Source organism: Chitinophaga nivalis (assembly GCF_025989125.1).
Classification (GTDB): Bacteria; Bacteroidota; Bacteroidia; order Chitinophagales; family Chitinophagaceae; genus Chitinophaga; species Chitinophaga nivalis.
Genome location: NZ_JAPDNR010000001.1, coordinates 6,286,493 through 6,302,258, shown reverse-complemented (window position 1 = coordinate 6,302,258; position 15,766 = coordinate 6,286,493). Strand labels below are relative to the sequence as shown.

The window sequence follows — 15,766 nt, the reverse complement described above, 5'->3', positions numbered from 1 at the left end:
ATTTATTTACCACTATAGTTAATTCCATCCACCTCCCAGGGCCTGATAAATATTCACCATCGCATTCAGCTGTTGTTTTTTGGTTTCGATCAGTTCAAATTTTGATTCCAGCGCATCCCGTTGTGTCATCAGTACTTCCATGTAATCCGCCCGGGCTGATTTAAACAGATCATTGGAAATATTGATGGACTGGGTCAGTGCAGCTACCTGCTTCGATTTGAGATCATAGCTTTTTTCAAGATTGTTGATCTTCGCCAGTTGGTTGGCTACTTCAAAGTAAGCATGCAGGATCGTGCGTTCATAATTGTAGACGGCCTGTATCTGTCTGGCGTTGGCACTGCTATAGGTGGCTTTTATCGCATTCCGGTTGACCAGTGGCGCCACCAGGTCGCCTGCCAGTGAATACAGGATTGACTCCGGTGTTTTTAGCAGATAAGAAGGATTAAATGCCCGATAGCCGATAGCCGCTGAAATGCTCAGCGAAGGATAAAATTGTGCTTTCGCCACCTTTATATCCAGCCGGGCTGCTGTCAGTGCCAGTTCTGCCTGTCTGATATCCGGTCTGTTGGCCAATAGCTGTGAGGGGATACCGCCGTGAACAACAGCTGGTATCAACTCGTTAAAACGTTGCCCATCTCTCAGGATGGGTTGCGAAGAGCGGGCCAGCAGAAAATTGATCCTGTTTTCTGTTTCCGTAATCTGCTGTTGTATATCATATTGCAGACTTTGTGTTTTTAGTACTTCTGCTTCAAATTTTCGTACAGCCAGCTCCGTTACCCGGGCAGATACTTTCTCCAGTTTTACAATTTCCAGCGCATTTTGCTGGATGGCTATATTCTTATTGACGATCTCCAGCTGGTTGTCCAGTGCGAGTAACTCATAATAGGAGTTGGCTATTTCTGCTACCAGATTGGTAATCACAAAATTCCTGCCTTCCACGGTAGACAGATAGCGGGCTACAGCAGCCTTTTGGGCATTATGGAGTTTATGCCAGATATCCAGCTCCCAGTTGGCATATATCCCCAACTGGTAGTCTGGTAAAGGATCCGGCATTTCCTTTCCCGGCTTGATCTCCGTATTGGCTTCAAAGGCGCCGGTATTGGTATACCGGGCTACCTTGTCGAGCCCTACGCCGCCTCTGATGCCTACAAACGGCAGGTATTCTCCTTTTCTTGCCCTGACTTCGTTCCTGGCAATTTCGATTTCCTGCCATGTTATATGCAGCTCCTGATTATTTTGCAATGCAGTATCTATCAGGGCTATCAGGTGCGTGTCTGTAAAGTATTCGTTCCACCTGATCCGGGAAGTGTTGCTGGTGTCCTGCGAATGATTGTAATGCGCGGGTATTGTATTGCTGACTTTTTTTTCTGCCAGGTCTGGCACCTTACAGGCGGCATAGATGGCGGAAAGACAGACAATGCCTATGTATTTGAATTTTTTTCCTGACATGATCATTAATTTCCTGGGTTATATCTTTCGGCTTCAACGATGATAATCTTACGTTCGGTGAGCGGTTTCTCGTCTTCGTCTTTAATCAGTTTACGCTTCGCTGCAATACTGCCGAATATGTAATACAATCCGGGAATGAGTATCACGCCGAAGAGGGTACCTATGAGCATCCCGCCGAGTGAGGCGGCGCCAATCGTCCGGTTGCCAATAGCCCCGGGGCCGCTGGCAAAAACCAGTGGAATCAGGCCCGCAATAAAGGCAAGGGAGGTCATTAATATCGGACGGAAACGTGTTTTGGCGCCAGCTATGGCAGCTTCAAATACGGAGGCGCCTGAGCGGTGCAGCTGAGCGGCAAATTCTACGATCAATACGGCATTTTTTCCTAACAGCCCCACGAGCATAATCAGGCCTACCTGTGCATATATATCGTTCGACAAGCCCATTACCTTAAGCAGCAAAAAGGAACCGAAAACACCCGCCGGTAATGAAAGCACTACCGCCAATGGCAGTATGAAACTTTCATACTGGGCGGCCAGGATCAGGTATACAAAGAACAATACAATCAGGAAGATATAGAGGGCTTCATTTCCTCTGCCTGCTTCATCCTTAGACAAACCTTCCCAGTCAATGCCGTAACCATGCGGCAGTGTCTGAGCGGCTACTTCCTGGATAATCCGGATGGCTTCGCCGCTGCTGTATCCTGCCGCTGGTTCTCCCCGGATAGCAGATGAGTTGTACATATTGTATCGGGTGATTTCATTGAGACCATGCCCTTTTTTGATACTCATAAAGGCCGCATAAGGCACCATTTCGTCCCGGTTATTTTTTACATATAACTTCATCAGGTCTTCCGGTAGCCTTCTGTATTCAGGTGCTGCCTGCACATATACCTTAAAGAAGTTACCAAACCGGATGAAGCCCTGTTCGTAGGTACTACCCACCAGGATAGACAGATTGTCCATGGCTTTACCAATAGAAACCCCTTTCTGCATAGCTGCCTGATTATCTATATTCAGCTCATATTGCGGATAGTTGGCGCTGTAAAAAGTGAAGAGGCCTGTTAATTCTTTCCGTTTTTTCAAGGCAGCCATAAATTCATCATTCACTTTTTCCATTTCCTTATAGTCGTCACCGTTGGTTTTGTCCAGCAACCGCAGAGAGAAACCACCTGCCGCACCATAGCCCGGTACTGCAGGAGGACCGAAGAACTCTATGGTGGCGCCGGGAATATCCCGGCATTTTTCTTCCAGTTCAGCAATGATCTGGTTCACAGAATGCTTGCGCGCGGACCAGCCTTTGAGATTGATCAGACAGGTACCTGCATTGGAGCCGCGGCCTTCCGTCAGCACTTCATAACCAGCCAGTGCGGAAACAGACTGGATGCCGTCCACGTGTGATGCAATCTCCTGCACCTTGCGGGCCAGCTCGTTTGTTCTTTCCAGCGTAGCGCCCGGAGGTGTTTGGATGATGGCATAGATCATACCCTGGTCTTCACTGGGGATAAAGCCGGAAGGAAGCGTTTGCCCGATACCGAAGATGCCCAGCCCGAATGCCAGCAGGATACCGAACGTGATTACCCGCCGGTTTACGATCTTTTCCATGAGTCGTGTATACCTGCCCGTGAGTTTTTCGAACCCTCTGTTAAAGACATCGAGGAGTTTATCGACCGGCGTTTTTTTCCTGGGCTGGCCGTGGTTGTTTTTGAGCAGAATGGCACAAAGCACCGGTGTGAGCGTCAGCGCCACTATACCCGAAAGTACAATAGAAGTGGCCATGGTAATAGAAAACTGCCGATAGAAGATACCTACAGGTCCCGACATGAATGCTACCGGAATAAATACGGCGGCCATCACAAATGTGATTGCCACAATAGCTCCGCTGATTTCATACAAGGCTTTTCTGGTGGCTGCATAAGGCGAAAGGTGTTCTTCTTCCATTTTGGCATGCACCGCTTCAATCACCACAATGGCATTATCTACCACAATACCGATGGCCAGTACCAGTGCGAATAAGGTAATCAGATTGATGGTCAGGCCGAACAGCTGCATGAAAAAGAAGGCGCCTATCAGGGATACCGGCACAGCGAGTGTTGGAATCAGGGTAGAACGCCAGTCGCCCAGAAACAGGAACACCACAATGGCTACCAGTACAAAGGCTTCTCCCAGGGTATGGATTACTTTTTCGATGGAGGCATCGAGGAAGTTGGACACATCATAACTGATCTCATAATCCATGCCTGGTGGGAAAGAGGCTTTTAATTCCTCCAATTTGGCTTTCACTTCCTTAATGACGTCGCTGGCATTACTACCGTAGGTTTGCTTCAGCATGATGGCGGCAGAAGGGTGGCTGTTGAGGTTGGAGTAAATATCATAGAATTCACTTCCCAGTTCCACATCTGCCACATCTTTCAACCGGAGCAATTCGCCGTTGGGATTGGCCTTGATGATCACATCCTGGTATTGTTCCGGCTTATTGTATCTTCCCTCGTAGGTCAATACATATTCGAGCGCTTCCGAACGTTTACCATCGCTTCTGCCGAGTCTTCCGGGGGAGCCGATTACACTCTGGTTACCCAATGCTGCCATGACTTCATCCGTTGATACATTGTATGCCCGCATCCTGTCTGGTTTCAGCCAGATACGCATGGCATACTGCCGGCTACCCAGTATCTGGGCATTGCCGATACCTTTTACCCTGCTAAGCTCCCGTAAAATGTTAACATTGGAATAGTTGTACAGGAAGTTTTCATCTGCTTTGGGATCTTTGCTGTATACGTTCACATACATCAGCATGTTGGGCTGAAGGATGTTAACGACTACGCCTTCCCGTTGCACCAGCTCAGGTAACCGGTTCGTCACCTGTTCAATACGGTTCTTCACATTTACAACTGCCTGGTTGGGATCTGTTCCCAGATCAAAAACTACCTGTATGTTTGCTTCACCGGCACTGGTGGCATCGGAGGTCATATACTTCATTCCCGGTACACCATTCACGGATTTCTCCAGCGGTATGAGTACGGATTTAACCAGCACGTCGGCGCTGGCTCCGGGATACGCTACACTCACCATTACCCTGGGCGGAGCAATGGAAGGGAACTGTGAGGTAGGTAGTGTGTTAATAGCCAGTACGCCCATGAAGATAATGACAAGTGATATCACTATCGCAAAGACGGGCCTTTTCATAAATATATTGAACATTTCTCTCGCTTTTTGGATGGTTACATTATTCCGTTGGCAATTTCAAATGGGAGATTACCTGACCAGGCTCCTCATAGTCAAACGATATTTTATCATTGTCTTTTACTTTACGTAAACCTTCCAGTAATATTTTTTCGTTTGCAGCCAAACCCTCTTTTATGACATAGAGATCAGGCATTTCAGCGGCGATGGTGATCGGTCTTAACTTTACCACATTATCTTTGGTTACTACAAAAACATATTTCTTGTCCATAATTTCCATGGTGGCTTTCTGAGGAATGATCAGCGCATCTTTTAGTGGCATGTTCATCAGAATGCTACCGGTTTCTCCGTGTCTCAGCAGTTGATCGGGGTTGGGAAAGGTGGCCCTGAATGCGATATTGCCGGTTTCGTGGTTAAACTCGCCTTCGATTGTTTCCACTACGCCCGGATATTTGAATACCTGTTTGTTGGCCATCAGCAGATTTACTTTCATCTCGCCTTTGGATTTTATACTCGCTTCATAATCCAGGTATTCAGGTTCAGAAACATTAAAATAGACCCACATGCGGCTGTTGTCTGAGAGGGTAGAGAGCAGGTCGCCTTCTCCTACAAGGCTGCCCTGTTTTAAATGCAGCCGGTCAATGATACCGTCGAAAGGGGCTTTTATGGTGGTAAATGCCAGGTGTACTTTGGCCAGTGATAATTCTGCCTGGGCCTTTTGCAGCTTGGCTTTGGCCAATGCCAGTTCATTCTGGGATACGATGTTTTTATCTGCCAGTGCCTGGATATTCTGTACTTCAATTTCTGCTGCCCTGGCTTCTGCCGCTGCTTTTTGCTGCTCGGCTTCATACAGCTGCGGCATAATGCTGAACAATAGTTGTCCTGCTTTTACAGACTGGCCTTCATCTACCGCAATACGCTGCAGATAGCCTTTTTCCTGCGCTCTCAGTTCAATATTGCGTATGGAACTTATCTGACAGACATATTCCCTGGTAACGGAGGTGTCCATTTTCACCGGGCTGGTAACCAGAAATTTGCCGGCAGCTTCTTTTTCTTCTCCTTTTGATGACTTACAGCTTGTATGGCACAGTAATGCATACAAGCCCATGAGCATGATGATTCTTTTCATAATATATGATGCTTAATTCGGGTTGGCTTGAATATTTATACCGGATATGACATGACAATCCTGACCGCATAGTCAGGCTATGCAGATAATGCCATAAATACCGGTATTAGAAGGGGAAGGCAATGAGGAATTGCCTGTTGGGAGATAAGGATCAGATCCTGATGACGCGGAGCACAATAAATTTGTCAGCCGCGGCATAGCATGCATGAACAAAGGAGGAGAGGGGGGCGATGCTGGAAAAACAACATCCTGGCTGGAGGGAATAAAAAGCCGTAATGCGGACAATGCCGGTTGCTAACAGTTTCCTGAAAGTTTCCGAATCATTATCCTCTTCGATTTCCGTTGCCTTTATCCGGTCATTGATACTTCCTTTACTGTCAGGAACAGCGCTTATTGCAGTCTCGTTAGCCTGCATGGCAGCGGGTTCCCCGTTTACGGTGTTTTTGACCTCCCATCGGGACGAATGATCCATGCGAACCTTGCCTGCATGGGCATACCCTCCTGATAAAAGAAAGTAAAATGATAGTATACAAGCGATTAATAGTCTCATCATGTGGGCGCAAAAATAGTATCAAATCAATTAAGTAGGTATAGTTATAAATTAAATTTACTTTAAAATAAATGACAGGTAGGCTGTAATGTATACTGATGGCAGATTCAGCGGATATGTTATTTTACGCCTGCAAGCAAAAATTACCAGCAGCATTTGAACAGTACACCGCTTACAGCGGCCATGGCTGCTGTAAGCGGTATATCTTATACGAAAGCGCATAACGCTACTTTGGTTATTCCGGAAATGGTCATTAAACTTCCGGGTATTGGCTGGTTGGATAAGGTAGATGACTGACCTGTTTAAGCCGGACTGTTGCTTAGCGGGGAGTGGCAGGGAATATAACGATGACAGCATCGTCCCGTATCATCATCTCCCAAATTGCCGTAAATGATGATCCATATGCTTATATACCAGTACGCCAATTTCTGCTTCGCTCATCTTGCCAAAGAAGTCGTGAATAAAGTAGGGATTGGAGTAGTGCGCATAATCTGCCAGCAGCTTACTCCAGATTATCTTTAAGGTGGCAATGTCGCCGGTTCTCTCCTGTACGGTAAATCCCTTTCCGGTAGGCAGATTTTTCTTGATGGGTTTCTCGTCTTTGATCATGTTCCGGAGTGCCATCTTACCAAAGATGCGCCCCAGTAATTCCTGCTTATATACTTTGTCACTTTTACCTTGTATCCATTCATTCCAGATGGTGACATGTCTGAGCATCTGGTAGAGGTTCATTTTGCCCCATTGTGCAGTAGCCGTGTGATCCAGGGATTGGATTCTGTTAATCAGTGCGTTTCTCGAAGGTTCATGAAAGATTGTCATCATCGTTGATAGTTTTTAAGGCGATTCAGATCGTATGATTTAGTATGCAAGTAAGCACAATATCCGCGAACTAAAGAGGGGCGTATTTGACAAATTCAGGGGCAAACAAGACAAAAATACAGAACGGAGAAAAAGGACGATAACGAGGGCTTGTTCACAGATACCGGAGAGGAGGGGATAGCCTGTTGGTTGGGTATGGCAGCAAAGTGTGTACTGATACACCGGTTGGCAACGATGATCATACCGGGAGCTGGCAAATGGCAATAGACAGTATAAAAGACAACTGCTTAGGCCTATTGATTCCAATAGACCTAAGCAACAAAATAACTGATTACAGATCTTCCGGATCTTCCATGCTTGCGCCTGCGCAATAGCATCTGGTTCCCAGTGTGTTTCTTCTGCATTGGCCAATAATACCGCCACCTAAATAGCAGGAACCTTCTCTGCATGGCTCGCCGCATTGACCGCCCGCTTTCATACCTCCCAGCACTGCTTTCATCTTAGCTCTGGTTAATTTTTTTGCATGTAACTGTTTCATTTTTTTTCGGGATTTTGAGTGACAACTATTTAAGTGCCGGAACAAATATATTGGATGCCACTGCGATTATAGGAGGATTTTGGGGAGTGATATTACTTGTAAAGATGATAATAGAAGATGTAACGTTTAAGTATAAACGATAATTTTTTATGTAGCCTGTTTAGAAAAAATACCTGCAAATTAAACTTAGGTCTATTGATTCCAATAGACCTAAGCAACAAGATAACTGATTACAGATCTTCCGGATCTTCCATGCCTGCACCTGCACAATAGCACCTGGTTCCGAGAGAATTTGATCTGCATTGACCAGTAATGCCGCCGCCTAAATAGCAGGAGGCTGGTCTGCATGGCTCGGGGCATAGGGCTCCTGCTTTCCTACCTCCCAGAATTGCTTTCATCTTAGCTCTGGTTAATTTTTTTGCATGTAGCTGTTTCATGTTTTTTGGGATTTTGAGTGACTACTATTTAAGTGCCGGAGTAAATATATTGGATGTCACTGCGATCACCGGATGCATTTCGGGAATGATGCTACTTGTAAAGATGAGGAAGAGGAGTATGACGGTTAAGAATAAACGATCATTGTATTTGCTGTATGTTTGAGCAAAACGCCGGCGCATTAAAATGGTCCGGTCTTATCTGCCGCTTGAAATAATGTTGTCAATTCCAGCAGATAAATAATCCTTTGTTTGCGTATCCGGTCGGGTATCCTACCTCCGCAAAATAATAGCACTCCTGTGCTGTTATGGCAATGCAAAGATGGCAATACATCGCCCACTTATCGTTGTCATCGCGATAGCTGATATAATCCTGTTTCCCGCCAACCAGTGCATATCTACATCAGTCATGTGAAATAATTTTGCATCTGTTATTGTTTGATACCTGTGATTCCAGCTTTACTGTAGCATATTGCGTATATAGTATGATATACTATGCCCCACAACCTCCCTGTTTATTCCTGCTGCCCTGTTAACCGCAGCAGCTATTCTCTCATATTAAAAACCTAACAAGATGAAAAAACAAAAACCTATTGGTATTACTTTGGAAAGAAATGCCTTGAGAAAAGTAATTGGAGGTCTTAATCAAATGGCCGCAGCCTGCAACGCCCAGGGGCGTTGTATTCCGGATATGGTGCCCAATACATGTATGGCACACGGTGAGCTGTGTAAATGTAACCTGTTAACTTACATGATTATACCCATATTCAGGTGCAAGTATGTAGGCTAGAAAGAGCCTATATATTACACCCTAAAACAGGCTATCGGTGAAAGACGTTATTTTAATATCTGTGATCCCAGCTTTACTGTAGCATATTGCGTATATAGCATGATATACTATGACCTACAATCTCCCTGTTTATTCCTGCTGCTCTGTTAACCGCAGCAGCTATTCCCTCATATTAAAAACCTGACAAGATGAAAAAACAAAAACCTATTGGTATCATTTTGGAAAGAAATGCCTTGAGAAAAGTAATTGGTGGTCTTAATCAAATGGCCGCAGACTGCAATGCCCAGGGGCGTTGTATTCCGGATTGGTTCCCCAATACCTGTACTGCATATGGTGAATCCTGCAAATGCCAGCCTGTTGCCGTCATGTTCTTCTACAAGTGCAAGTTCATGGGTTAATAAAATTGTATGATGAAATGCTGTTACAGTATCCGTGATGGATACTGTAACGGTATTTTCCCCTGAAATGATGGCTTGATAAGGAGGTATGAACCTTCGTGAAAACAGCTCATAACGGGCTTTAAAGCAACCGGCTCACAGCATGGCGGTTGTGTTACTATTATTGGACTGTAAATGTCATCACCTGTTTAAGCATTTATTGTAATTTGTCCGTATGCAATAGCATAGCCGGCATCATCCGGTTTATGTTATCCTGGAGAACCATGAAATAGTAAAATCCGATATAATGAAAAGAAACCACCTTATTTTTTCCTGTACCTTCCTGCTGGGTTCATTTATCCAAATTACCTTGCAGGCACAGAATACCTTTCCTGCAACCGGTAATGTAGGTATTGGTACTACCAGCCCTGCGCAGAAATTAACGCTCGATATGGGTGCCACCAGGAACGGTATACAGTTGCTGAGTGATGGAGATGTAAATGCTTACAGTGATATCATGTTCTCTTCAAAAGGAGCCACCCCCATTCCAGGTAACAACGTCGATACCTGGATTATTTCTCACCGAAAAGATGCCTATTTCTCCGGAGGTGGCAGTGCGCTGACTTCCCTCGAATTTTACGGTGTCCGCTCCGGCGGTGGTTATTATACCCCACTGATATTCAGACCCGATGGTAATATTATCCTGGCATCTCCCTATCAAACCATGCGTAGTGGTAATGTAGGAATAGGTACCCTTAATCCGGGGAACTATAAATTGGCGGTAGAAGGAGTCATCGCCGCCCGTAAAATAAAAGTAACCCAGGAATCCTGGGCCGATTTTGTATTTCATCCGGATTATCAACTGCCTTCCCTGGGATCGGTAGAAAGCTATATTAAAATACACCGCCACCTGCCCGATATACCTGCTGCTGTTGAAATTGAAAAGAATGGGCTGGATCTGGGTGACATCAATAAACAACTCCTGCAAAAAGTAGAAGAACTTACTTTGTATATGATTCAGCAACAAAAAACCATTGATGCACAGCATCAGCGTATTGAAAAGCTGGAACAGCATATGAATAAACGTAAAAAATAAAAGAACCGCATATTACTGTAACAGGGCTGTCTCAAAAACAATTTTGAGGCAGCTTTTTTTATTGGAGAAAACGAAACAGGATTATCCGGATAGTGCGATTGGAAAAAGCGTTTAAAACACTTTGAATATAGCAATGGCATGAGAGAAAAGTTTATCTACTCAAAACATCATGATGATAAAAATTTCCCGATTTGATATTTGATACTGTCATTAATTATATTATTTACGGGCAGATATGATGGTATCGCGATGATTGACCCTGTAATAACATGTATATCATCAGTACTTATGCTGTTAAATAACGAACCCTTATAAAGCCTGTCACTACCTATGAAATAAGTGAACCTGATAAGAAAGAGAGGCGGTATATAAGTGATAACACCTGGATTTCTGTACTTAAAATACTTATACCTATTGAATTTTATGAAACAACGCATAAGTATCTTGTTACCGGCCCTATGCGGGCTATGTATGGCTGGCCCGCTGGTGCTGGAGGCCCAGAACCGGCCGGATAACAATAGTAAGCAACCTGTTGTTCCCGTTCAGCCTACCCCTCCCGGCTATACGAATAATGTTATTAACTATGTACGCACCTGGGAGCCATTCAAACCATTTACAGATGTGGCTGTAGTGATCAGCAATGTGGATGTGACACAGGTGAAACAAACTACGCAGTATTTCGATGGATTGGGCAGGTTGCTGCAGACTGTTGGTAAGGGGAGCAGTCCGGCAAAAAAAGACCTGGTGACCCCTGTCGTTTATGATGCGTTTGGGCGTGAGCGTTATCAATACCTGCCTTATGTAGCTACGGGTGCCGACGGACAGTTTAAGCAACAGCCTTTTACAGAACAGGCTTCTTTTATGAATACCACCTATGGCAACAAAGAACAGGTGCATTATGCGGAGACGGCTTTTGATGGCTCTCCGCTCAACAGGCCCCTGAGAAACTTTGCGCCGGGTAACAGCTGGGGCAGCGTAGGCGGTAATAAACCTGTTACCAATGAATACCAGGTAAATGCGGTTACGGATACCGTTATCAGCTGGACTTTACCGGCCGCCGGTGGTATGCCGGTAAGATCCGGTAGCTATGCGCCTGGTACCCTGTATAAAGAGGTATTGAAAGATGAAAGAGGATTCAGCGTAGTAGAGTTCAAAGATAAGGAAGGGCAGGTAGTGCTGAAAAAAGTACAGGTACAACCTACCGTTGCTACAGGGCATAGTGGCTGGCTGAGTACTTATTATATCTACGATGACCTGAATAACCTGCGTTTTGTATTATCGCCTAAGGCAGTCGCCTGGCTTGCCGGTAACAACTGGCAGCTGAATGCCACCGTGGTCGCGGAGCTGTGTTTTCAATACCGCTATGATGGTCGTAAACGCATGATTGAAAAATGGGTGCCGGGGGTGCAGGTGCCTACGGAACTGGTGCATGATACCCGTAACCGTCAGGTGTTTTTCAGGGATGCCGTGATGGCCGCTAAAAATCAATGGCTGGTGACCCTGTATGATGCATTGGACCGGGTTACCATGAAGGCGCTGTATAATGTGCCCGACAGCCGGCAAACACTGCAAAATACGCTGGATGCCTTAACCGGTGCAAACCCGGTACCAGTATTGGATCAGGCGAAACTGACCCCGTTGAGCTATACTTACTATGATAACTATGATTATGCCGGCGCGCAGCCTTTCCGGAATACGGATATGGATAAGCTCATCACCGGCGAGCCGAATGCGGAACCAATCAGCACCACCAACGGTACGGGCTGGGGACAGATCACCGGTCAGAAGGTGAGGGTATTAAATACCGATCAGTGGTTGCTGGCAACTACCTACTATGATGCGAAAGGAAGGGTTATACAGGTGATCTCCGATAATCTCAGTGGTAGCCGGGATGCTGTGAGTACCCGTTATAATTTCAGTGATAAGGTGGTGGCTACCTATTTGCATCATGCCAATGTGAAAAGTACCCAGACGCCGGCCACCCGGATATTGACGCTGATGAGCTATGATCATGGCAACCGGGTGACGAAGATACAGCAACAGCTAAACAGCCTGCCTGTGAAAACCCTGGTAGTAAATGAATATAATGAGCTGGGACTGCTGAAGAAAAAGACCCTGGGGAATAACCTCGAATCCCTGGAATATGACTACAATATCCGGGGCTGGCTGAAAGGAATTAACAAGAACTATATACAGTCGGATGTAGCGCATTTCTTTGGTATGGAGCTGTCTTACGATTATGGCTATACGACTAACCAGCTCAACGGCAATATTGCCGGCGTCACCTGGAGAAGTAAAGGAGATGGCCAGCGCCGTTCCTATGGCTATACCTATGATGCTGCCAACCGGCTGTTAAAGGCGGATTTTGCCCAACTGTATAATATCTGGGATAATAGTCGCGGGGTGAACTTTGACGTGGTACTGGGTAATGGTACTGACCCTAATACGGCCTATGATGCCAATGGGAATATCAAAGCCATGACGCAGCACGGTATGAAAAATGGTACCAGCAATGCTATCGACAAGCTGACCTATACCTATCGTAATGATGGTAACCGCCTGCAGGGGGTAGTGGATGATGTGGTAGATCCTTCATCGGTGCTGGGCGACTTCAAAGAGTTGAATGGCAAGAATAACCAGGACTATGACTATGATAAAAACGGGAATCTGATCCAGGACCTGAATAAAGGGATTGCACTGAACGGCATTACCTACAATTACCTGAATCTGCCGGACAAGGTAGATATGGGTAGTAAGGGTATTATTTACTATCAGTATGATGCGGCCGGCAATAAGCTGCGTAAAACCGTAGAGGATAAAACAGTGAATCCGGTAAAACGTACGGTAACGGATTATATGGGTGGGTTTATCTATAGAAATGATACTTTACAGCATTTTCCGCATGAGGAAGGGCGTGTGCGCTGGGTAGTCAAAGCAGGGCAGCCTGGAGCACCGGTATATGATTATTTTGTCCGCGATCACCAGCAGAGCACACGGATGATACTGACGGAGCAAACGGATTTCAGCCTGTACGCCGCCACCATGGAAAAGGCCAGTGCCGCGAAAGAAAATGCGCTTTTCAGCAATATAGAAGAAACCCGTGCGCCTAAACCCGCAGGGTATCCGGGTGCGCAGGCAGGGGATAAGAATGAGTTCCTGGCGAAGCTGAATGCAAAATCCGGTGGTAAAAAAATAGGGCCTTCCCTCGTATTGAAAGTGATGGCAGGAGATACCGTACAGCTGGGCGCCCAGGCATTCTATAAATCGCAGGGGCCAGCAGACAATAAGCAGGCCATGGCGCCGGCGGAAACGATGCTGGCCGACCTGGCTGCTGCTTTCAGTGGCAGCGGTATACAGGAAGCCGGTGCGCACGGAGTGGCAGGGCAGGCAGCGACTACGCCTTTCACGACCAATTTCTATCAGCATGATTACCAGCGGATGAAAGAAAAAGATCCGGAGCGCTACAACACGGATAAGCCTAAAGCTTATCTGAACTTTGTACTGTTTGATGAACAGTTTAAATTAGTGGATGAAAACAGCGGTGTGAAATCTGTGAAGGCGACGCCGGACCAGTTGCAGACATTGGTACAGGAAAAGACGGTAATGAAGCGGAGTGGTTACCTGTATGTATATACGTCGAATGAAAGTGCACAGGATGTTTATTTCGATAATGTCACCGCGGGATTAAGTCCCGGGCCTATCCTGGAGGAAACGCATTATTATCCGTTTGGATTGACCATGGCAGGCATCAGTGGTACGGCGCTTACGGGTGGAAAGTACCCGGAGAACCGGAGCAAGTATAATGGCAAGGAGTTGCAGCAAAAAGAGTTTGCGGATGAGAGTGGGCTGGAGTGGTATGATTACGGAAAAAGGATGTATGATGCGCAGCTGGGCAGGTGGCATTCGATAGATCCGTTGCTGGATAAATCTATTGATGTCAGCCCGTATACCTACGTACGGAACAATCCTATTACCAAAGTAGATCCTGATGGGAATACGGATTATGATGTGGTGATTAAAACCACGAAGGATGCCAAAACCGGTGCGATTACCCGGACGGTGGATATCAGTATTAAATACAACGTGATTAATCTTTCCGGTACCAGCATTTACAATGCAACGCAGGTAGCAGGATCTGGTTATAATGATGCTACTTATAGTACGACATTGGATGTAAAGAAAGGAGAGGCAGGAGCGAAGCAGGATATGAAAATGATCGTGAATGTAAGCATCGAACATAAAATGGCTACCAATATCAACCAGGTAAATAACGCGGAAAATGTGATGCTGGTGGTAGATGATGTACAGAAGAGTAAACCTACTGATAAGCTGGAACCAGCCGGACGGGCCGAACTACAGGGGCAGACGGCAGCAGTGGAAGGTAAATCTATCAGTAATAAAAACCTGGTACAGCATGAAATGGGGCATAATATGGGGCTGACGCATGTGGAGGGTGATAATACCAATATGATGAATCCTACACCGAAGAATAATAAGACAACAGAAAAACAAAGGAAACAAATGTATGGTGTATTTGGTGGTATGCAGGATGGTAGCCACCACATGGGACCAAAAAATGCCCAAAAAGAAGCAAAAGAATTTCTGGAAAAAACCAATAACTCCTATGATCAGGAAAAGGCAAAAAAAGCAGGTTTTTAAATGGTGGCTGACAGCTGGTATTTTACTGGCTGGTTGTCATTCGGCAGATACTCAACTACCCGTGTTACAGGCGCCTGGGTTTAGCCTGGCGCATCCGGCGGATGTTTCACTGCAGGTACTGACGGCATCACCGGAGGGAGACAGTGGAATGTTGTTGCTGCAGCAGCGGGATACGTTGTATTACCGTTTCGGACATGGTATAGATAATCTGGCGGAAACTGATCCGGAGCTGGTATATTATCCCTACAACAGTGATTCGCTCCGGCATACGCTGGATACATCGCTGGTAGATCCTGCAGTCATCGTCTACACAAATAAGCCGAATGCCGATATAGATGAGTTCAGGAAACAGAATGTATTGTATAAAAGCATTGCAGGGTACCGTATCAAGACTACCTTTCCGCGGGACGTGCGCAAGGGTGGAATAACTGGTATGTTTGTCGATAGCCTGCGTAAGGATGATGGTGGGCGGCTGCAATTTCACCTGTATGGTCATCACCTGGATAGTTTGAGTAATCAGACGTTACTGTCGCTGTTTCATGACATCCGGTTTAAGTTGCCATAAATAAAAAATGGGTTTTTACTGTATGGCAGATATGATTGTCTGCCATACATTTATTTGTTCATCACTGTTTTTAGCAAAAGCATGTACCCTTGATTAGCTGGTTACTCAAACCATCGTGATGGAAAAAAATTCCCGATTCGTCATTCAGTACTGCGGATATTATTTATTATTTACACTGGAA

At 45.8% G+C, this 15,766-nt stretch carries 10 protein-coding genes; 5 read left to right on the top strand and 5 right to left on the bottom strand.

The features are described 5' to 3' along the window. Positions 1-18: 18 nt before the first annotated feature. Genes OL444_RS23215 through OL444_RS23205 form a run of 3 tightly spaced genes read right to left on the bottom strand, consistent with a single transcriptional unit; the run spans position 19 to position 5,757 of the window. The gene (locus tag OL444_RS23215) at positions 19-1,449 is read right to left on the bottom strand and encodes a TolC family protein (RefSeq protein ID WP_264729452.1); all 1,431 of its coding nucleotides are present in this window, start codon (positions 1,447-1,449) and stop codon (positions 19-21) included. A 5-nt stretch (positions 1,450-1,454) separates the two neighbouring features. Beyond that, positions 1,455-4,646 (bottom strand): efflux RND transporter permease subunit, encoded by a 3,192-nt coding sequence (locus OL444_RS23210; RefSeq protein ID WP_264729453.1) that lies wholly within the window; start codon positions 4,644-4,646, stop codon positions 1,455-1,457. 25 nt (positions 4,647-4,671) lie between these two features. Beyond that, positions 4,672-5,757: an efflux RND transporter periplasmic adaptor subunit gene (locus OL444_RS23205; RefSeq protein WP_264729454.1), complete on the bottom strand. Its 1,086-nt coding sequence runs from the start codon at positions 5,755-5,757 to the stop codon at positions 4,672-4,674. Positions 5,758-6,463: 706 nt separating this feature from the next. Here OL444_RS23205 and OL444_RS23200 point away from each other — a divergent pair. Continuing rightward, positions 6,464-6,604 (top strand): hypothetical protein, encoded by a 141-nt coding sequence (locus OL444_RS23200; RefSeq protein ID WP_264729455.1) that lies wholly within the window; start codon positions 6,464-6,466, stop codon positions 6,602-6,604. Between the two features lie 72 nt (positions 6,605-6,676). Here OL444_RS23200 and OL444_RS23195 read toward each other — a convergent pair whose 3' ends face one another. Together OL444_RS23195 and OL444_RS23190 are read right to left on the bottom strand one after the other, a co-directional pair. Then, on the bottom strand, positions 6,677-7,129 hold the full coding sequence (locus tag OL444_RS23195) for a DUF1569 domain-containing protein (RefSeq protein ID WP_264729456.1): 453 nt from the start codon (positions 7,127-7,129) through the stop codon (positions 6,677-6,679). A gap of 328 nt (positions 7,130-7,457) precedes the next feature. Further along, the gene (locus tag OL444_RS23190; protein WP_264729457.1) at positions 7,458-7,664 is read right to left on the bottom strand and encodes a hypothetical protein; all 207 of its coding nucleotides are present in this window, start codon (positions 7,662-7,664) and stop codon (positions 7,458-7,460) included. A gap of 1,412 nt (positions 7,665-9,076) precedes the next feature. On the opposite strand from OL444_RS23190, the gene OL444_RS23185 reads away from it, so the two are divergent. The 4 genes from OL444_RS23185 to OL444_RS23170 all read left to right on the top strand — a co-directional run bounded on the left by OL444_RS23185 (position 9,077) and on the right by OL444_RS23170 (position 15,585). Beyond that, positions 9,077-9,286 (top strand): hypothetical protein, encoded by a 210-nt coding sequence (locus tag OL444_RS23185; RefSeq protein ID WP_264729458.1) that lies wholly within the window; start codon positions 9,077-9,079, stop codon positions 9,284-9,286. Between the two features lie 286 nt (positions 9,287-9,572). Beyond that, a complete protein-coding gene (locus tag OL444_RS23180) occupies positions 9,573-10,361 on the top strand; it encodes a DUF3450 domain-containing protein (RefSeq protein WP_264729459.1) in 789 nt (262 codons plus the stop codon). 423 nt (positions 10,362-10,784) lie between these two features. Then, positions 10,785-15,020 carry a DUF6443 domain-containing protein gene (locus OL444_RS23175; protein ID WP_264729460.1) on the top strand — a complete coding sequence of 1,412 codons (4,236 nt, stop codon included), beginning with the start codon at positions 10,785-10,787 and terminating at the stop codon, positions 15,018-15,020. Next, entirely contained in the window at positions 14,986-15,585 is a 600-nt protein-coding gene (locus tag OL444_RS23170) for a hypothetical protein (protein WP_264729461.1), read from the top strand. Before OL444_RS23175 ends, OL444_RS23170 begins: the two co-directional genes overlap by 35 nt. The last annotated feature ends 181 nt before the right edge of the window (positions 15,586-15,766 follow it).